This window comes from Pseudomonas sp. NBRC 111123 (assembly GCF_001320205.1).
In the GTDB taxonomy this organism is placed as follows: domain Bacteria; phylum Pseudomonadota; class Gammaproteobacteria; order Pseudomonadales; family Pseudomonadaceae; genus Aquipseudomonas; species Aquipseudomonas putida_J.
Genome location: NZ_BCAZ01000014.1, coordinates 34,519 through 53,215 on the forward strand (window position 1 = coordinate 34,519; position 18,697 = coordinate 53,215).

The following is an 18,697-nucleotide window of genomic DNA, read 5'->3' on the forward strand; positions in this document are numbered from 1 at the left end:
CCATGGCTCCTGCCGCCACAAGCCCCGAGCGCCACGATACCGTAGCCTTGGCCTGGACCCGCGCCGCCATCTTCGATTGCCTGAGCCAGGCCCGTCAGGCCCTGGAGCGCTTTGCCGGTGAAACCAACGATTTGTCGATGCTGGCCTTCGTGGTGGATAACCTGCACCAGGTACATGGCTGCCTGCGCATGCTTGAGCTGCGCGGTGCCACGCGCTTGGCCGAAGAGCTGGAGTGGTTGGCCAAGGCCTTGGCCGAGGGCCAGGTGAGCCCCCGCGGTGACTGCCTGGGGCCGCTGTTCCGCGGCCTGGAGCAACTGCCGTCCTACCTGGAACGGTTGCGCGGTGCGCGTCATGACCTGCCACTGGTGATGCTGCCGCTGCTCAACCAGCTGCGCGCCTGCCGTGGCGTCGAGCCCTTGGCTCAGGCCAGCTTGATCAGCGGCGCCGCGCAGCGCTTTGCCGGCTCCGATGACCTGGCCAACCTCGACCTGTCGCTGGGCAACTGGCGCGAACAGATGCAGGCCGGGCCCGGGCGCGATGCCTTGCGCTCGGTGGTCAGCGCATTGTGTGACGACCTGGTACGGATCAAGGAACGGCTGGACCAGTTCGTGCGCGGCGACCGCCAACACAATGAAGACCTGGAGGCGCTGCTCGCGCCCCTGCGGCATGTGGCCGACACCCTGGCAGTTCTGGGCTTCCAGCAACCCCGGCGGGTGATCATCGACCAGGTGCTGGCGCTGCAGAACCTGGCCCAGGGCGAACGCGAGGTAGACGACGCGGTATCGATGGATGTGGCCGGTGCCCTGTTGTATGTGGAGGCTACGCTCAACGGCATGGTCCTGCCGGAAGAAAGCGGGCAAGGCGGCCTGCCCGGTTCCGACCTGGCTGAGATCCGCCAGCTGGTGCTGAATGAGTCGCTATCGGTGTTGCAGCAGGCCAAGGACCTGATCGGCGATTGCCTGGAGTCCGGCTGGCCGAGGCAACGCCTGCAGCCGCTTCCGGGCCTTTTGCAACAGGTGCGCGGCGCCCTGGCGATGCTGATGCTGCCAGCTGCTGCCGAGGTCTTGGCAGGGTGCGCGGGCTATGTGCAAGGTTGGCTGCAACACCTGGACGTGGAGCCGCCGGCGGATGAACTGGCCCACCTGGCCGACGCCCTCAGCGCCGCCGAGTGCTACCTGCAATGGAGGGTCGCCGACCCACTGGCCGATGCCCAGCCGTTCCTCGACATGGCCCGTGCCAGCCTGACGGCACTGGGCGTGCAGTGCACCCATGCGGGCCCGGCCGACGCGCAGGACGGCAGTGATGGCGTCGATGATGAATTGCGTGAGGTGTTTCTCGAAGAAGCCGGCGAATTGTTGCCTGAGATCGAGCGGCACTGGTTGCGCTGGCGTGCCGACAACCGTCTGCGCGATGCCCTGATCGAAGTGCGCCGTGACCTGCACACGCTCAAGGGCAGCGGGCGCATGGTGCATGCCGAGGCGGTGGCCGAGCTGGCCTGGGGAGGGGAGCACCTGCTCAACCGGGTACTGGAGGGGCGCATCGCCCTGACCCCGGAGGGCGCAGTTGCGCTGCAGCAGGTATTCGTCCACCTGCCGGACCTGCTGGCCGATTTTGCCGCTGGCCAGTTACCGCAGTTGACCGAGATCGAACAGCTGGCGAGTCACCTGCACGCCCTGGCCGAGAATGACACGCCCGTCAGCGCCGACATCGATGGCCTGGACCCGCAGCTGCTGGATATCTTCCGCAACGAAGCCCAGGGCCACCTGGCCAGCCTCGAAGGCTTCCTGCAGGGCGCAGGCGACCAGGGCAGCGAAGTCAGCGACAGCCTGCAACGCGCCCTGCACACCCTCAAGGGCAGTGCAGCCATGGCCGGGGTCATGCCGATCGCCGAACTGGCCACCGCCTTCGACCGCCTGGTACGCGAGTACCGGGGCCACCAGCTACCGTTGCAGGCGGCGGAGATGCAATGGCTGCAAACGGCTCATGGCCTGTTCCAGCAGGGCTTGGGGCAGCTTGGCAGTGCGCCGCTGGCCGCCATCCCGGGGGCGGCCCAATTGATCGAGCAGGTTGGCGAAGCGGTGGATTTGCGCCTGGCCAGTCTGCATGCCGAACACCAGCAGCCCCGCCATGGCAAGCGCGACCCACAGTTGATCGCCAGCTTCCTGGTCCAGGCCATGGATACCCTGCTGGATGCCGAATCTTTGCTGTCGCGCTGGCAGCAGCAGCCAGGGCAGCGCGAACCACTGGATACCTTGCTCGATGAGCTGACCAGCCTTGGCCACGCCGCGCACCTGGCCGACCTGTGGCAGATGGATGCAGTCTGCGAGGCGCTGCTCGACCTCTACGGCGCCGTGGAGGAGGGCAGCCTGGGCGCCAGCCCGCGCTTCTTCGCCGTTGCGCAGCAAGCCCACGAAGCCATGCTGGACATGCTCGACGAGGTGGCTGCAGGGCAGGACGTCAGCCCGCGACCTGATTGCGTCGATGCCTTGCGCGGTCTGCTGGATGGCGCCTTGGCGCCGGATGCTACTGGCCTGGTGAGCCGCGACACCGTTACGCCTCTGTCTGATTTGCCGGAGCTGGCCGATGAGGCGGAAAGCCCGGGCGACAAGGAGCTGCTGGAAGTCTTCCTTGAAGAAAGCTCGGACATCGTCGAAAGCGCCGCCGCTGCCCTGGCACGCTGGCAGGCTGACCCGCGCAACGGCGTGGAGGTGGAGAACCTGTTGCGTGACCTGCACACCCTCAAGGGTGGTGCGCGCATGGTCGAGATTACCGCCATCGGCGACCTGGCCCATGAACTGGAATTTCTCTACGAACTGCTCGCCGCCGGGCGTTTGCCGCCGAGCGGGCCGCTGTTCGCGCTGCTGCAGAACTGCCATGACCGCCTGGCGCACATGCTCGACGCGGTGCGCCTGGGCCAGCCGTTGCACGCCGCTACCGCGCTGATCGACTACATTCGCAACTTCAGCAGCGCCGCCCTGACCGACAGTGCTGCCGGCCAGGCCCCGGCCGACACCGCACCGGCCGAAACACCGGCCGCGGCACCGGAGCGGGCGCCTGGCGACATGGTCAAGGTCGACGCCGAACTGCTCGACGACCTGGGCAACCTGGCCGGCGAGCATTCGATCATTCGCGGCCGTATCGAACAGCAGGTCAATGACGCCCAGTTCGCCCTCAACGAGATGGAAACCACGCTGGAGCGCATGCGCGACCAGCTGCTGCGCCTGGACATCGAGACACAGGGGCGGATCAGTAGCCGGCAGGCGTTCGAGGGGGACGCCTACGAAGACTTCGACCCGCTGGAAATGGACCGCCATTCACAGTTGCAGCAATTGTCGCGGGCACTGTTCGAGTCGGCCTCCGACCTGCTCGACCTCAAGGAAACCCTGACCCAGCGTGCCCAGGAGGCGTATAGCCTGCTGCAGCAACAGGCGCGCGTGAACAGCCAGTTGCAGGAAGGCCTGACCGCGACCCTGATGGTGCCATTCGAACGCCTGGTGCCGCGCTTGCAGCGGGTGGTGCGCCAGGTGGCCAGCGAGCTGGGCAAGCAAGTCGAGCTGGTGGTCGGCAATGCCGAGGGCGAGCTGGACCGCAGCGTGCTCGAACGCATGGTCGCGCCCTTGGAGCACATGCTGCGCAATGCCGTCGACCATGGCCTGGAAGCCCGTGAGGTACGCCTGGCCGCGGGCAAGCCGGAGCAGGGCACCATTCACCTGAACCTGCTGCATGAAGGCGCCGACATCGTCATCGAGATGACCGACGATGGCGCCGGTGTACCGTTGGAAGCAGTGCGGCGCAAGGCGATCAAACGCGGCCTGCTGGACCCTCAGGCACAGCTGAGCGACCACGAGATCCTGCAATTCATCCTGCGCCCGGGCTTTTCCACGGCCGAGAAGATCACCCAGATTTCCGGGCGCGGCCTGGGTATGGACGTGGTGCATGAAGAGGTCAAGCAACTGGGCGGTTCGATGACCATCGAGTCGGCCTTGGGCAAGGGCGCACGCTTCCTGATCCGCTTGCCGTTCACCGTGTCGATCAACCGCGCCTTGATGGTGCACCTGGGCGAAGAGCAGTACGCCATTCCGCTCAACACCATTGAGGGTATTGTGCGTGTACCGCCGGCTGAACTGGCCGCCTGTTACCAACTGGATACCCCGCGATATGTCTACGGCGGCCATGAGTACGCTTTGCGTTACCTGGGCGAGCTGCTGCAAGGTCTGCCGCGCCCCGTGCTGCTGGGGCAGAGCGTGCCGTTGCCGGTGTTGCTTGTGCATTCCCAGGAGCAGTCGTTCGCTATCCAGGTGGACAGCCTGTCGCCGAGCCGTGAAATCGTGGTCAAGAGCCTCGGCCCGCAGTTTGCCGCGGTGGCGGGGCTCTCGGGTGCGACCTTGCTCGGTGATGGCCGGGTGGTGCTGATCCTTGACCTGCTGGGGCAGCTGCGCGGCCAGCAGCGGCGGTTGGCACGCCTGCCCGGTGGCAGTGGGGTGCAGCGCACCTTGTTCGGCCCGGCACCGCGAAGGGCTACGCTGGTGATGGTGGTGGACGACTCGGTCACCGTGCGCAAGGTCACCAGCCGGCTACTGGAGCGCCATGGCATGAACGTGATGACCGCCAAGGATGGTGTCGATGCCATGGCCCTGCTGGAAGAGCACCGGCCGGACGTGCTGTTGCTGGACATCGAGATGCCGCGTATGGACGGTTTCGAAGTGGCCACCCGAATTCGCCGCGACGAGCGCCTGAAAGACCTGCCGATCATCATGATCACTTCACGCACCGGGCAGAAGCATCGCGACCGGGCCATGGCCATTGGCGTCAACGATTACCTGGGCAAACCTTATCAGGAGTCGGTGCTGCTGCAGAGCATCGCCCACTGGAGCCATCGCCATGCTTGAACTGATTGCAGGGCAGCGCAGCAGCCTTACCGGCCTGCTGTTGCCGTTGGGCGACCGCACCTTGGTGTTGCCCAACGTCGCAGTGGTCGAGCTGATCGGCCAGCGTAACCTGGTGTGCGATCCGGGCGACCCAGCCTGGCACCTGGGCTGGATCGACTGGCGCCAGCAACATTTGCCGTTGATCGGCTTCGAGGCAGCCTGTGGTGGTGAAACACCGTGCGGCGAGCGCGCGCGGATCGTGGTGCTCAATGCGCTGGGGGATACCGGCCTGCGCTATCTGGCGGTGCTGCTGCAGGACATCCCCCGCTCGTGCAAGCTCGATAATCAGCTCAACTATGTGGATGTGCCGCTGGGCAGCCTGGAGCTGGCCGCCGTGCAGGTGGGGGAACAAGTGGCGCGGGTGCCGGACCTGGTCGGGCTGGAACGGTTGGTGCGTGACGCGGAACTGCAACCTGCCCTTGGGTAGGATGCACGGGCTGATGGCCCTTTCGCGGGTGAACCCGCTCCCACAGTAATTGCACTGCCTTTGAAGCCTGTGCAATTCCTTTGGGAGAGGGTTTAGCGAGGCGTCGAACTGCCGCGAAAGGGCCGGAATAGGAACCCAGCTCGGATCAGGAGGTCTATGTTTGCATGTACTACGGTGAACGCTTCAATGCCTGGACCCACCTGGTCGGTGCTGTCCTGGCCTGTATCGGTGGCATCTGGCTGATCGTCGTCGCGGGCCTGCAGGGCGACCCCTGGAAGATCGTCAGCTTCTCCATCTACGGCAGCACCTTGCTGTTGCTCTACAGCATTTCCACGCTCTACCACAGCACCCGCGGGCGGGCGAAGGTGATCATGCGCAAGCTCGATCACCTGTCGATCTACCTGTTGATCGCTGGCAGCTACACGCCATTTTGCCTGGTCAGCCTGCGTGGGCCCTGGGGCTGGAGCCTGTTCGGCGTGGTCTGGGGGCTGGCGGTGATCGGCATGTTGCAGGAGATCAAGCCGCGCTCGGAGGCGCGCATCCTGTCGATCATCATTTATGCAGTGATGGGCTGGATCGTGCTGGTGGCGGTCAAGCCATTGCTGCAAAGCCTCGGTACTGCGGGCTTCGCCTGGCTGGCGGCCGGCGGCGTGTTCTATACCGTCGGCATCATCTTCTTCGCCTTCGACAGCCGCTTCCGCCACTGGCACGGCATCTGGCACCTGTTCGTGATTGCCGGCAGCCTCATGCACTTCGTGGCGGTGTCGCTGTACGTGCGTTAGAAATCGCCCCACAACTGCTGCGCCACCGACAGCGCCACCACTGGCGCGGTCTCGGTGCGCAAGACCCGCGGGCCGAGGCGTGCAGCATGGAAGCCAGCGGCCTTGGCCTGCTCGACTTCCGCGTCGCTCAGGCCGCCTTCCGGGCCGATCAGGAAGGCCAGCGTTGCCGGCTTGTCGTGGCTGGTCAGCGGTTCGGCGACCGGGTGCAGGACCAGCTTGAGGTCGGCGTCGCTGCCCTTGAGCCACTCGGCCAAGGTCACTGGCGGGTGAATGACCGGCAGGGTCGAACGGCCGCATTGTTCACAGGCACTGATCGCCACCTGGCGCCAGTGGGCCAGGCGCTTGTCGGCACGCTCATCTTTCAGGCGCACTTCACAGCGTTCGCTGACGATCGGGGTGATTGCATTGGCGCCAAGCTCGGTGGCCTTCTGGATTGCCCAGTCCATGCGCTCGCCACGGGACAGGCCCTGGCCGAGATGCACGTGCAGCGGCGAGTCGGGTTGGCCGGCGAGGGCCTGATCGAGGCTGACACGCACGGTCTTCTTGCCGACCTCGAGCAACTGGCCGAGAAATTCCTGGCCACTGCCGTCGAACAGTTGCACGGCGTCGCCGGGGGCCATGCGCAGGACGCGGCCGATGTAGTGGGCCTGGGCTTCGGGCAAGTCATGCTCGCCAAGGCTCAGGGGGGCGTCGATGAAGAAGCGGGACAGTCTCATGGTTCAGCTCGGAATGGGGAAGGGACATCGTCCCCTGTAGGCGCGGCCTTGTGTCGCGAAAGGGCTGCAAAGCGGCCCCAGGTTTTCAGTTTCGCAGCAAAACTTGCCGGGGCCGCTTTGCGGCCCTTTCGCGACACAAGGCCGCTCCTACAGAGGATGGCGCAGGTGCCGGGACTCAGCCTGGGTCGCGGAAGTCGGGGTGGAAGTTGGCCGGTACGGCAACGCTGACGCTGTTGCGGGTGGCGATGTCGATGCCTTCGCTGGCCACTTCGGCCAGGAAGTCGATCTGCTCCGGGGTGATCACGTACGGCGGGAGGAAGTACACCACGCTGCCCAACGGGCGCAACAGGGCGCCGCGGGTCAGGGCGTGTTCGAACACTTTCAGGCCACGGCGCTCCTGCCACGGATAGGCGGCCTTGGTGGCCTTGTCCTGGACCATCTCGATGGCCAGGGCCATGCCGGTCTGGCGAATTTCGGCGACGTGGGCATGATCGGCAAGGTGCGCAGTGGCGCTGGCCATGCGCGTGGCCAAGGCCTTGTTGGCCTCAATCACGTTGTCCTGTTCAAAGATGTCCAGCGTCGCCAGGGCGGCGGCGCAGGCAAGCGGGTTGCCGGTGTAGCTGTGCGAGTGAAGGAACGCGCGCAGGGTCGGATAGTCGTCGTAGAACGCCTGGTACACCTTCTCGGTAGTCAGGCAGGCAGCCAGCGGCAGGTAGCCACCGGTCAGGGCCTTGGACAGGCACAGGAAGTCTGGGCGGATGCCGGCCTGCTCACAGGCGAACAGGGTGCCGGTACGGCCGAAACCGACGGCGATCTCGTCGTGGATCAGGTGCACGTCATAGCGGTCGCAGGCTTCGCGCAGCAGCTTGAGGTATACCGGGTGATACATGCGCATGCCACCGGCGCCCTGGATCAGCGGTTCGATGATCACCGCCGAGAGGGTTTCGTGGTGCTCGGCGAGGGTCTGCTCCATCGCAGCAAACATGTTGCGCGAGTGCTCTTCCCAGCCCATGCCCTCGGGGCGCAGGTAGCAGTCCGGGCTTGGCACCTTGAGGGTGTCGAGCAGCAGTGCCTTGTAGGTTTCGGTGAACAGTGGCACGTCACCCACCGACATCGCGGCAATGGTTTCGCCGTGGTAGCTGTTGGTCAGCGTGACAAAGCGCTTTTTTGCCGGTTTGCCGATGTTCTGCCAGTAATGGAAGCTCATCTTCAGCGCCACTTCGATGCACGACGAGCCATTGTCGGCATAGAACACCCGGTCCAGGCCGGCCGGTGTCATGGCTACCAGGCGCTCGGACAGCTCGATTACCGGCTGGTGGCTGAAACCAGCGAGGATCACGTGTTCCAGCTGGTCGACCTGGTCCTTGATGCGCTGGTTGATGCGCGGGTTGGCGTGGCCGAACACGTTGACCCACCAGCTGCTCACGGCATCCAGGTAGCGCTTGCCATCGAAGTCTTCAAGCCATACGCCTTCACCACGTCTGATTGGGATCAGCGGCAGTTGCTCGTGGTCTTTCATCTGGGTGCAGGGGTGCCACAGGACCTTGAGGTCGCGTTGCATCCACTGATCGTTGAGGCCCATCGGCGCTTCTCCTGGCTTTGCTGCCTGCTTTGACCGCGTAAGCCTAAGCAAAGCCAGGGGGCAGGACAACCGCTAGTGGTCAATGAGGGCTGGTGCGGGTCCCTTGCAGCTTGCGGATGTGGACGGTGCCGGCCTGAGATGTGGAAATGGTCAGGCGCCGAAATGGGCCGTCGATGACCTGATGATAGGGCCGTGTGGAAACCGGGCCCAACCTGAAATCGGCAAAATGCTCCTCAAAGGTCGTTGTGCCGTTCCTTTTGTCGGTTTTTCAGCTATCTCCGTCAGCTCCACCTAGTGGCCAGAGGCCAGGCTAGTGACAAAAATGCCAGTTGCCAAAGGCACTTGATGTCGCTGTGCTGGCAGGGTCCGAATACCTGACGTATTCTTAGCGCATCGTCTCTCGGGGCATGCCTGCCTCTTCTCATCCCTGCAATTTCAACTGGGAGTTCGCCGACATGGCTGCTGCTTGGGTGCGCCTGTGCGCGTTGGTATTGATCGGTGTGTCCAGCGGCGCCGCGCTGGCAAAGGACAAGACACCGTCGGCAATCGTGGTCGGTGGCGGCCTGGCAGGGCTGACCGCGGCCTACGAGCTGCAGAACAAAGGCTGGCAGGTCACCCTGCTGGAGGCCAAGTCGGGCATGGGTGGGCGTTCGGGCCTGGCCACCAGCGAGTGGATTGGCAACGCCAAGGCTCAGCCGGTGCTCAACCAGTACCTTGACCGTTTCAAGCTTGAAACACTGCCCGCGCCAGAGTTCGTGCGTACACCGGGTTACCTGATCGACGGTGAGTACTTCAGCGGCACCGACCTGGCCACCAAGCAACCCGCTACCGCCGAGGCGCTCAAACGCTACGAGAAGACCCTCGACGACCTGGCCCGCTCGATCGACGACCCGCTCAACCCGCAGGCGACCAGCACCCTGTTCGCCCTCGACCAGATAAACGTGGCCACCTGGCTCGACAAGCTGCAACTGCCGTCCACCGCACGTCAGCTGATCAACCAGCAGATCCGTACCCGTTACGACGAGCCATCGCGCCTGTCGCTGCTCTATTTCGCCCAGCAGAACCGCGTCTACCGTGGGGTCAGCGACCGCGATCTGCGTGCCGCGCGGCTGCCTGGCGGCAGCCCGGTGCTGGCCCAGGCATTCGTCAAGCAGCTCAAGACCATCAAGACCAGCTCGCCGGTCTCTGCGATCGTGCAGGACAAAGACGGTGTCACGGTCAAGGTCGGTAGCACGGACTACAAGGCCGATTACCTGGTGATGGCGGTGCCGTTGCGGGCGCTTGCCAAGATCCAGATCACCCCGGGCCTGGACACTCAGCATGTGGCAGCCCTCAGAGGCACCAACTATGGCTGGCGCGACCAGCTGATGCTCAAGTTCAAGCAGCCTGTATGGGAAAGCCGCGCGCGCATGTCGGGCGAGATCTTCAGTAACGCCGGCCTCGGCATGCTGTGGATCGAGCCGGCGCTCAAGGGCGGCGCCAATGTGGTGATCAACCTGTCGGGCGACAATGCGCGCCTGCTGCAGGCCTTTGGCGACAAGCAGATGGTCGATCAGGTCCTGATCCGCCTGCATGCCTTCTATCCACAGGCCCGTGGCGCATTCACCGGTTACGAGGTCAAGCGTTACAGCGTCGATGCCGGCACCGGTGGTGCTTATCTGGCTTATGGCCCGGGGCAGATCAGCAAGTACTGGCGCCTGTGGGAACGCCCGGTGCAGCGCATCACCTTTGCCGGTGAGCACACCGATGCGCTCTATCCGGGTACCCTCGAAGGGGCTCTGCGCAGTGGCCAGCGCGCTGCCAGCCAGGTGCAGGACCTGCTCGCTGGCAAGTCATTCGACCCGGCCAAGGCCGCAACCGTTGCGGCAGCGGCGACGGCGGGCGCAGCGGTGGCGAAGAAAGACAGCGGCGGGTTCTTCTCGCGCCTGTTTGGTGGCGCTGACAAGCCTGAAGTGAAGGCAGCACCCACTGCCAAGGTCGAGGAAGTCGCACCGGCGCCTGCTCCTGCAGCCGCCCCTGCTACCCCTGCACCTGCAGAAGTTGCCAAGGAAGAACCGGCCAAGCCCGCCGCGACCAAAGCTGCACCCGCCAAGCACGCACCGGCGCACAAGCCCGCAGCCAAGCCTGCGGCCAAGCAGGCGCAAAAGGCGGTCGAGACAAAAAAGGCCACGGCCAAGTCCGCGCCTGCCAAGAAGCCTGTGACCGATAGCCAGGCCAAAGCAGGTTGATTCCTGCTCCGGCTTCTTCGCGGGTAAACCTGCTTCCACAAGTGCTGCGCCTATCTCAAGACGTGCGCCGGACAGGTGGAAGCGGGCTTGCCCTCGAAGAGGCCGGTACTGGAAACGTCTAACTCTCCGACTATTGTTAATGTTTCCTTAATAGGAAACTCGCACACTAAATATCGGATTTCTCGATAATCCAAAGCAATTTTTTAATCTTTTATTCGATACGTTACGCGTTAGTCTGTGCACAGCTTTCACGGGGAACCACGTCATCATGCAACTGCGCAATTCACCTTCTCGCTATGGCGTGGTCAGCATCGTCCTGCACTGGGGCGTTGCCTTGGCAGTTTTCGGCCTGTTCGGCCTGGGGCTGTGGATGGTCGGTCTCGACTACTACGACCCTTGGCGCAAGGCCGGCCCTGACCTGCACAAGAGCATCGGCCTGGTATTGCTGGCGGTGATGTTGTTGCGCGTGGTCTGGCGTCTCATCAGCCCGCCACCACCGGCGCCGGCCAACCACGGGGCACTCACTCGCGTGGCGGCCAAGCTGGGGCATCTGGCACTGTACCTGGGGCTGTTTGCGGTAATGATCGCCGGATACCTGATTTCCACTGCCGACGGTGTCGGCATCCCGGTATTCGGCCTGTTCGACGTGCCGGCGCTGATCAGTGACCTGCCTGATCAGGCGGACCTGGCTGGCGTCATTCATTTGTGGCTGGCATGGGGCCTGGTGATCTTCGCCGTGCTGCACGCCCTGGCCGCCCTGAAACACCATTTCATCGACCGTGACGCGACCCTGACCCGCATGCTGGGCCGCAAAGCTTGACTCTCAACCTCAATTGCAAAGGAAGGAAGTAAGGATGTTGAAAAAGACTTTTGCCGCTCTGGCGCTCGGTACCGCTCTGTTCTCCGCCGGCCAGGCCATGGCCGCCGAGTACAAGATCGACAAGGAAGGCCAGCACGCGTTCGTCGACTGGAAGATCAGCCACCTGGGCTACAGCTTCATCCACGGTACGTTCAAGGACTTCAGCGGCGACTTCTCCTGGGACAGCGCCAAGCCTGAGGCCAGCAAGATCAACGTCGACCTGAAGACCGCAAGTGTCTGGTCGAACCATGCCGAGCGCGACAAGCACATCGCCAGCAAGGACTTCCTGGACGTCAGCAAATACCCGGATGCCAAGTTCGTCTCCACCGCCGTCAAATCGACCGGTGCCAAGACTGCAGACGTGACCGGCGACCTGACCCTGCACGGCGTGACCAAGCCGGTAACCTTCAAGGCTACCTTCAACGGTGAGGGCAAAGACCCGTGGGGCGGCGAGCGCGCTGGCTTCAACGCTACCACCACCCTGAACCTGAACGACTTCGGTATCAAAGGCCCAGGCCCGACTTCGCAGACCCTGGACCTGGACATCAGTGTCGAAGGCGTGAAGCAGAAGTAAACATTGCTCAGGCAATAAAAACGCCGCCCATTGGGCGGCGTTTTTTTATGCCTGATGCTCGGCTCAGCCCTTGCGGGTGAGCAGTGCAGGACGCTCACCGCGAGGGCGGCTCGGCAGGTCGTCCAGTTGCTCGGGCGTTGGGTAACGATCGAGCTTGGATTCCTTGCGGATGATCACCGGCTGGTGCTGTTCGCGCGTGCTGCGTACTGCCGGCTCCTGGCGAGAGGCATCGTCACGGCCAGCCGAGCGGTTACGGCCACCGCCATTGTTGTCGCGACGGGCACCGCCACCATTGTTGTTGCGCGGACGCTTGTCGCCGCTGGCGCTGCGCTGTTGTCCGCCCGCATTGCGGCCCTGGCCTTGGCCACCGCCGTTGTTGCTGCGCTGGCCGCTGCCTTGGCTTTGGCCCTGGCCTTGACCTGCGCCGCCTGGACGGCGGTTGCGGCCTTGGCCTTTACCGTTCTGGTAAGGGCTGACGTAGTCGGCGCGGTTACCGAAGTTGTCGATCTCGTCGTCCAGGAACTCTTCCGGATCACGGTCGGCAGGTACTTTCGGTGCAGGGGTGTTGCTGGCCTGTTGCTGCTGGCGCGGCTTCTTGTCACGCGGCTTGCGCGCTTGCTGCCTGTCGCCGGACTTTTCCTTGTCGGCCGGCTTGTCCGCAGCCTGCTGCTTGGCCTTTCCTTTGTCCTTGCCCTTGTCCTTGCGGCCACCATTGGCATCTTTGCCGCCTTCACCACGGGCCTGCTGCTGATTGCGACCGCCGCGGCCGCTGTTCTGCTGGCGCTCGCGCACCTCAGGCTTTTCGGCCTCTACCTGGCTGGCATCGAAGCCCATCCAGTCGCCATCGGGGATCTTCTGCTTGGTGACCCGCTCGATGCTCTTGAGCAGCTTCTCTTCATCCGGCGCGACCATGGAGATGGCTTCGCCCGAGCGCCCGGCACGGCCGGTACGGCCGATGCGGTGCACGTAGTCTTCCTCGACGTTCGGCAGCTCGAAGTTGACCACATGGGGCAGCTGATCGATGTCCAGACCACGGGCGGCGATGTCGGTGGCCACCAGCACGCGCACGCTGTTGGCCTTGAAATCGGCCAGTGCCTTGGTGCGGGCGTTCTGGCTCTTGTTACCGTGGATAGCGGCGGCGGTCAGGCCGTGCTTTTCCAGGTACTCAGCCAGGCGGTTGGCGCCGTGCTTGGTGCGGGTGAACACCAGTACCTGCTCCCAGGCACCCAGCGTGATCAGGTGCGCCAGCAAGGCGCGCTTGTGGCTGGCCGGCAGGCGGTAGACGCGCTGTTCGATACGCTCGACCGTGGTGTTCGGCGGGGTGACCTCGATGCGCTCCGGGTTGTGCAGGAGCTTGTCGGCCAGGTCGGTGATGTCCTTGGAGAAGGTTGCCGAGAACAGCAGGTTCTGGCGCTTGGCCGGCAGGCGGGCGAGGACCTTCTTGACGTCATGGATGAAGCCCATGTCGAGCATGCGGTCGGCTTCGTCGAGGACCAGGATTTCCACGTGGGCCAGGTCGACCTTGCCTTGGCCGGCCAGGTCGAGCAAGCGCCCCGGGCAGGCGACGAGCACGTCGACACCCTTGGCAATGGCCTGGATCTGCGGGTTCATGCCGACACCGCCGAAGATGCAGGCGCTGACCAGTGGCAGGTCGCGGGCGTACACCTTGAAGCTGTCGTGAACCTGGGCGGCGAGTTCGCGGGTCGGGGTCAGGACCAGCACGCGTGGCTGGCGTGGGCCGTGCCGCTGGGATTTGTCAGGGTGGCCGGCCGGGAACAGGCGCTCGAGGATCGGCAAGGCGAAGCCGCCGGTCTTACCAGTACCGGTCTGTGCGGCAACCATCAGGTCGCGGCCTTGCAACACGGCGGGAATGGCCCGCTGTTGCACCGGGGTTGGCTGGGTGTAGCCCGCTGCCTCGATAGCGCGGACAAGAGCCTCGGAGAGACCGAGGGAAGCAAAGGACATGGGCAATCCTGTTCTCGTGGGGGCTGGGCCCGTTGGGATGTTCTGCCTGGCGCGACGGGCATCTAAGGGATGCGATCGCGTCCGGTCCAGCTGGGCTTTCACTGCACATCCGGGAAGCGGAGGGTGGACGCAAAGGTGCGTCAATGCCGATCGGGATGCCTGTTGCGAGGCCGAGCGTCCGGGCGTGAGCCGGGCGGGAAGGCCCGAGTATAACAGAGCTAGCGCAGCGTGCTGCTTTCCTGCTGCTCAACGGCGCCGACAAGATCGCCAGCGTCGCCGATGTAGTGTTCGATAATCGCCTCGAATGCCGGTTCCTGCTTGAAGCGGCGCAGCTCCTCGGTAAACGCCAGTGCCAGTTGTTCGCGGCCCGGTTTGCGTGCAAGGCCCAGGTATTGCGGCTGACTGCTGATGACCAGGGGCAGCTCTTCGACCTGCTGTTCGAGGCCAAGCTGCTGGCGCAGGTACCGCCCGACCAGGCGGTCGGTGATCAGCAGATCGATGCGCCCGCGGATGAGCTTGCCGAAGTTGGCTTCGTGGCTCGGCGCGGTTTCGCGGCGGAAATCCGCAGATTCGTTGAATGCCTTGTCGTAGGCGTAACCCGGCGAAGTGCCGACGGTCAGGCCGGCAAGGTCATTCAGCTGGTGGATGGCATGGCGCCGGTCGCTGGCCTGATATAGCACGAACTCGACATTGGACATGGGCTCAGCCGGGTAGACCAGGTACGTTTTGCGCGACTCGACTTGAAAAACGTCCATCACCCCGTCAGCCAGCCCCTGCTCCACCAAGGCCAGGCAACGCTTCCACGGCAGGAATTGCCAGTCCACCTCGACACCCAGGCGGCGGAACACTTCGGTGGTGACTTCGTAATCTATCCCCCTGACCCGGCCGCCATCGCGATACACATACGGTGCCCAGTCGTCGCTGACCAGGCGCAGCCGCTCGCCCAGCGCCATCGGGCTCAGGCAGGCGAGCAGCAGGATGCACAGCAGGTGGACGATGTGTGGCATGGCGCGAGATTACGCGCTCACCAGAGGCAAGGCCAGTGAAGATAGCCCCCCCGGGTGGCAGCCATCAGCGATGGGAAGAACGCAGCAGGTGTGCCTCGATATCCTTGCGTCGGCCGCCCAGTGACAGGCGCAGGCTCGGGTGGCGCAAGCACTGGCGCAACTGCTCGGGTTCGATGCGCCCGTAGCGTTCGTTGAGGTTTTCCAGTGCCTTGTCCCACCAGGCCGAAGCACAGGCGCGATCGAACTCGTTGGGGTAGGGGTAGCAGCCATATAGCAGTTCGCGCACGAACTGCCGCTCCCGGCTGGGCATGGTCAGGCTCAAGGCCTTGTAACCCAGACGTTGCAGGGTGGGTGGGCGTGGCAGTTGGTCGTTGACCAATACCACATCGGCCAGCGCCGCCTCGCCCAGTGGGGCATCGCCGTGTTTACGCAGCCAGGCCTGGATCTTGGCGCGGAACTGGGCTTTGCGGCTCCAGTAGTGGTGAATGACGTCGGTGCATTCGGCAAGCTCCATCTTGCGGTAAGCGGCCACCGCAAGGCAGAACTCTTCCAGGGTGTAGGCGGTGCGGGCCAACGGGTAGAACTCGTCCATCATGGCAATGGAGCGGTCCAGGACATCGGTGTCCTCGGCGCACAGCCCGATCACGCCCGAGTTGACCAGTGGCATCTGGCAGTCAGCCAGGCCGCGTGATTCGAGAATGCCAAGCAGGTTTGTGTACAGCAGGCACTTCTGATTCTCGCCGTAGCGCGCGCCGATGGCGTTGCACAACAGTGTGCCGGGTTTGACCCGCTGGAACAGATGCAGCGGCGACTTGCGGAAGAAAGTATCGGTGTCGATCAGCACGGCTTGAGGATGCTGCTGTAGCACTTGGCGCATCAGCACATGCTTGCTGCGGAAGTGATAGCCGTGGGGCTGGTTCCAGGCCTTGCGGGTAGCTTCGTCTAGCAGATGGACGGCCACCGGCAGTTTGCCGTACGGCTCGGCATTGTCGGTATAGACCTGGATGTCGATGGCCGGGTTGGCACTGTTTCCCAGATGCGCAAGGGCGCTGACGATGCTGAAACAGGCTTCCTGGTGATAGGTGGCCGGGCCGAATGCCAGGTACACGAGCTGGGGGCGTGATGGCAAGAAATGTTGCATTGCAGACGACACCTGTCAGAGCCTGTGAATAATTAAGGCTCTAGTCTACGACTAAAGCCTTAATTGTTTCTGAATCTGTTGGTGCCAAAAAGTTTCAGCGTGGCAGCTTCAGGTTGTTCCAGATCGCCAGGCTCGCTTCGGCCTGGTTAAGGGTATAGAAGTGCAGGCCCGGTGCGCCGCCTTGCAGCAGTTGCTCGCACATGCGGGTGATGACTTCTTCGCCAAAGGCCTGGATGCTGGCGGTATCGTCGGCATAGGCTTCCAGTTGCTTGCGGATCCAGCGCGGGATCTCGGCGCCGCAGGCATCGGAGAAGCGTGCCAGTTTGCTGTAGTTGGTGATCGGCATGATGCCGGGCACCACAGGGATGTCCACACCCATCTTCTGTGCGCGTTCGACGAAGTAGAAGTAGCTGTCGGCGTTGAAGAAGTACTGGGTGATGGCACTGTCGGCACCGGCCTTGACCTTGTGCACGAAGTTGCCCAGGTCGACCTCGAAGTTGCGCGCCTGTGGGTGCATTTCCGGATAGGCGGCAACTTCCAGGTGGAAGTGATCGCCGGTTTCCTGGCGGATGAACTCGACCAGGTCGCTGGCATAACGCAGTTCACCACTGGCCATGCCCATGCCGGAAGGCAGGTCGCCACGCAGGGCGACGATACGCTTGATGCCGGCAGCCTTGTACTCGGCCAGCAAGGCGCGCAGCTCGTCCTTGGTGTCGCCGACGCATGACAGGTGCGGAGCGGCTGGGACCTTAACTTCGTTTTCCAGCTGCAGCACGGTGTTCAGCGTGCGATCGCGGGTGGAGCCCCCGGCACCATAGGTGCAGGAGAAGAAGTCCGGGTTATAGGCAGCCAGCTGGCGGGCAACGCCCATCAGCTTTTCGTGACCGGCATCGGTCTTGGTCGGGAAAAATTCGAAACTGTAGCGGCGTTCTTGTGACATCTCTGTTTCCTCAGCTGCAAGCCTGGGCCGCAAGCTGCAAGTAAAAGCCAGGGCGGTGTGGGCCGGCCTGGCTTGGGCATCGATCAAGATTAAACGACTACAAGCGCCAGGCGGTTTGCCGCCTGGCGCTTGCCGCTTAGTAGCGGTAGGCGTGCGGCTTGAACGGGCCTTCGACGGTCACACCGATGTAGTCGGCCTGCTGCTTGGTCAGCTGGGTGACCACGCCACCGAAGCCGCGGACCATTTCCAGGGCCACTTCTTCGTCGAGTTTCTTCGGCAGCACTTCAACGGTCAGGCGTTCGGCTTTCTTCTCGGCCGACAGGTCAGCGTACTTCTGCTTGAACAGGAAGATCTGCGCCAGCACCTGGTTGGCGAACGAACCGTCCATGATGCGGCTTGGGTGGCCAGTGGCGTTACCCAAGTTCACCAGGCGGCCTTCGGCCAGCAGGATCAGATAGTCGTCGTTCTGCGGGTCGAAGTCGCCAGCGCCGGTACGGTGGATCTTGTGCACCTGTGGCTTGACCTCTTCCCATGCCCAGTTCTTGCGCATGAAGGCGGTGTCGATTTCGTTGTCGAAGTGGCCGATGTTGCAGACCACGGCGCGCTTCTTCAGGGCCTTGAGCATGTTGGCGTCGCAGACGTTGACGTTACCGGTGGTGGTGACGATCAGGTCGATCTTGCCCAGCAGTGCCTTGTCGATGCTGGCTTCGGTGCCGTCGTTGATACCGTCGATGAACGGCGAGACCAGCTCGAAACCGTCCATGCAGGCCTGCATGGCGCAAATCGGGTCAACTTCGGTGACCTTGACGATCATGCCTTCCTGGCGCAGGGACTGGGCCGAACCCTTGCCCACGTCACCGTAGCCGATCACCAGTGCCTGCTTGCCCGACAGCAGGTGGTCGGTGCCGCGCTTGATGGCATCGTTCAGGCTGTGACGGCAGCCGTACTTGTTGTCGTTCTTGCTCTTGGTGACCGAGTCGTTGACGTTGATCGCCGGGACTTTCAGCTCGCCTTTGGCCAGCATGTCCAGCAGGCGGTGCACGCCAGTGGTGGTTTCTTCGGTGACACCGTGAACGCGGTCCAGGACGGCCGGGTATTTCTTGTGCAGCAGCTCGGTCAGGTCGCCGCCGTCGTCGAGGATCATGTTGGCGTCCCATGGCTGGCCATCCTTGAGGATGGTCTGCTCCAGGCACCACTCGTACTCTTCCTCGGTTTCACCTTTCCAGGCGAAAACAGGAATGCCGGCGGCAGCGATGGAGGCAGCGGCCTGGTCCTGGGTGGAGAAGATGTTGCAGGACGACCAACGCACTTCGGCACCCAGGGCAACCAGGGTTTCGATCAGCACGGCAGTCTGAATGGTCATGTGGATGCAACCCAGAATCTTCGCACCCTTGAGCGGCTGCTCAGCGAGGTACTTGCGACGCAGGCCCATCAGGGCAGGCATTTCCGATTCGGCGATGATGGTTTCGCGACGGCCCCAGGCGGCCAGGGAGATGTCGGCGACTTTGAAATCGGTAAAACCTGCAGGCGTGTTTACAGCGCTCATGA

General features: G+C 63.6%; 13 protein-coding genes. 6 read left to right on the plus strand and 7 right to left on the minus strand.

Translation table 11 applies throughout. The features are described 5' to 3' along the window. The first annotated feature begins 2 nt into the window (after positions 1–2). The 3 genes from APH27_RS09745 to APH27_RS09755 all read left to right on the plus strand — a co-directional run bounded on the left by APH27_RS09745 (position 3) and on the right by APH27_RS09755 (position 6,137). Positions 3–4,889: an Hpt domain-containing protein gene (locus tag APH27_RS09745; RefSeq protein WP_060484676.1), complete on the plus strand. Its 4,887-nt coding sequence runs from the start codon at positions 3–5 to the stop codon at positions 4,887–4,889. Then, positions 4,882–5,355, plus strand: a complete 474-nt coding sequence (locus APH27_RS09750; RefSeq protein WP_027920663.1) for a chemotaxis protein CheW — start codon at positions 4,882–4,884, stop codon at positions 5,353–5,355. The genes APH27_RS09745 and APH27_RS09750 overlap by 8 nt, the downstream gene beginning before the upstream one ends. Positions 5,356–5,519: 164 nt before the next feature. Continuing rightward, positions 5,520–6,137 carry a hemolysin III family protein gene (locus APH27_RS09755; protein ID WP_027920664.1) on the plus strand — a complete coding sequence of 206 codons (618 nt, stop codon included), beginning with the start codon at positions 5,520–5,522 and terminating at the stop codon, positions 6,135–6,137. Here APH27_RS09755 and APH27_RS09760 read toward each other — a convergent pair. Continuing rightward, positions 6,134–6,853, minus strand: a complete 720-nt coding sequence (locus tag APH27_RS09760) for a 16S rRNA (uracil(1498)-N(3))-methyltransferase (RefSeq protein ID WP_027920665.1) — start codon at positions 6,851–6,853, stop codon at positions 6,134–6,136. The two genes, APH27_RS09755 and APH27_RS09760, sit on opposite strands and share 4 nt — an antisense overlap. Before the next feature lie 175 nt (positions 6,854–7,028). Beyond that, positions 7,029–8,435 carry an adenosylmethionine--8-amino-7-oxononanoate transaminase gene (locus tag APH27_RS09765; protein WP_027920666.1) on the minus strand — a complete coding sequence of 469 codons (1,407 nt, stop codon included), beginning with the start codon at positions 8,433–8,435 and terminating at the stop codon, positions 7,029–7,031. Between the two features lie 455 nt (positions 8,436–8,890). On the opposite strand from APH27_RS09765, the gene APH27_RS09770 reads away from it, so the two are divergent. From APH27_RS09770 to APH27_RS09780, 3 genes are all read left to right on the plus strand, one after another. Then, entirely contained in the window at positions 8,891–10,663 is a 1,773-nt protein-coding gene (locus tag APH27_RS09770; RefSeq protein WP_060484677.1) for a flavin monoamine oxidase family protein, read from the plus strand. A gap of 268 nt (positions 10,664–10,931) precedes the next feature. Then, positions 10,932–11,483 carry a cytochrome b gene (locus APH27_RS09775; protein ID WP_027920668.1) on the plus strand — a complete coding sequence of 184 codons (552 nt, stop codon included), beginning with the start codon at positions 10,932–10,934 and terminating at the stop codon, positions 11,481–11,483. Positions 11,484–11,517: 34 nt separating this feature from the next. Then, positions 11,518–12,096, plus strand: coding sequence for a YceI family protein (locus APH27_RS09780; protein WP_027920669.1), 579 nt, complete (start codon positions 11,518–11,520; stop codon positions 12,094–12,096). A gap of 63 nt (positions 12,097–12,159) precedes the next feature. On the opposite strand, the gene APH27_RS09785 is transcribed toward APH27_RS09780, so the two are convergent. From APH27_RS09785 to ahcY, 5 genes are all read right to left on the minus strand, one after another. Further along, on the minus strand, positions 12,160–14,061 hold the full coding sequence (locus APH27_RS09785) for a DEAD/DEAH box helicase (RefSeq protein WP_027920670.1): 1,902 nt from the start codon (positions 14,059–14,061) through the stop codon (positions 12,160–12,162). Positions 14,062–14,279: 218 nt separating this feature from the next. Next, positions 14,280–15,068, minus strand: a complete 789-nt coding sequence (locus APH27_RS09790) for an ABC transporter substrate-binding protein (protein ID WP_027920671.1) — start codon at positions 15,066–15,068, stop codon at positions 14,280–14,282. A 64-nt stretch (positions 15,069–15,132) separates the two neighbouring features. Further along, positions 15,133–16,209 carry a hypothetical protein gene (locus APH27_RS09795; RefSeq protein WP_060484678.1) on the minus strand — a complete coding sequence of 359 codons (1,077 nt, stop codon included), beginning with the start codon at positions 16,207–16,209 and terminating at the stop codon, positions 15,133–15,135. A 94-nt stretch (positions 16,210–16,303) separates the two neighbouring features. Next, complete coding sequence (metF, locus tag APH27_RS09800; RefSeq protein ID WP_027920673.1) at positions 16,304–17,149, minus strand: methylenetetrahydrofolate reductase [NAD(P)H]; 846 nt, start codon at positions 17,147–17,149, stop codon at positions 16,304–16,306. A gap of 136 nt (positions 17,150–17,285) precedes the next feature. Beyond that, entirely contained in the window at positions 17,286–18,695 is a 1,410-nt protein-coding gene (gene ahcY, locus APH27_RS09805) for an adenosylhomocysteinase (RefSeq protein WP_027920674.1), read from the minus strand. Positions 18,696–18,697 lie beyond the last annotated feature (2 nt).

What these genes read in the sequence shown, in the direction of transcription:
- APH27_RS09770 (WP_060484677.1), top strand. Translation starts at nt 8,891, where the DNA reads ATGGCTGCTGCTTGGGTGCGCCTGTGCGCGTTGGTATTGATCGGTGTG.
- APH27_RS09745 (WP_060484676.1), top strand. Translation starts at nt 3, where the DNA reads ATGGCTCCTGCCGCCACAAGCCCCGAGCGCCACGATACCGTAGCCTTG.
- APH27_RS09790 (WP_027920671.1), bottom strand. Translation starts at nt 15,068, where the DNA reads ATGCCACACATCGTCCACCTGCTGTGCATCCTGCTGCTCGCCTGCCTG.
- metF (WP_027920673.1), bottom strand. Translation starts at nt 17,149, where the DNA reads ATGTCACAAGAACGCCGCTACAGTTTCGAATTTTTCCCGACCAAGACC.
- APH27_RS09785 (WP_027920670.1), bottom strand. Translation starts at nt 14,061, where the DNA reads ATGTCCTTTGCTTCCCTCGGTCTCTCCGAGGCTCTTGTCCGCGCTATC.
- APH27_RS09755 (WP_027920664.1), top strand. Translation starts at nt 5,520, where the DNA reads ATGTACTACGGTGAACGCTTCAATGCCTGGACCCACCTGGTCGGTGCT.
- APH27_RS09775 (WP_027920668.1), top strand. Translation starts at nt 10,932, where the DNA reads ATGCAACTGCGCAATTCACCTTCTCGCTATGGCGTGGTCAGCATCGTC.
- APH27_RS09750 (WP_027920663.1), top strand. Translation starts at nt 4,882, where the DNA reads ATGCTTGAACTGATTGCAGGGCAGCGCAGCAGCCTTACCGGCCTGCTG.
- APH27_RS09780 (WP_027920669.1), top strand. Translation starts at nt 11,518, where the DNA reads ATGTTGAAAAAGACTTTTGCCGCTCTGGCGCTCGGTACCGCTCTGTTC.
- APH27_RS09765 (WP_027920666.1), bottom strand. Translation starts at nt 8,435, where the DNA reads ATGGGCCTCAACGATCAGTGGATGCAACGCGACCTCAAGGTCCTGTGG.
- ahcY (WP_027920674.1), bottom strand. Translation starts at nt 18,695, where the DNA reads ATGAGCGCTGTAAACACGCCTGCAGGTTTTACCGATTTCAAAGTCGCC.
- APH27_RS09795 (WP_060484678.1), bottom strand. Translation starts at nt 16,209, where the DNA reads ATGCAACATTTCTTGCCATCACGCCCCCAGCTCGTGTACCTGGCATTC.
- APH27_RS09760 (WP_027920665.1), bottom strand. Translation starts at nt 6,853, where the DNA reads ATGAGACTGTCCCGCTTCTTCATCGACGCCCCCCTGAGCCTTGGCGAG.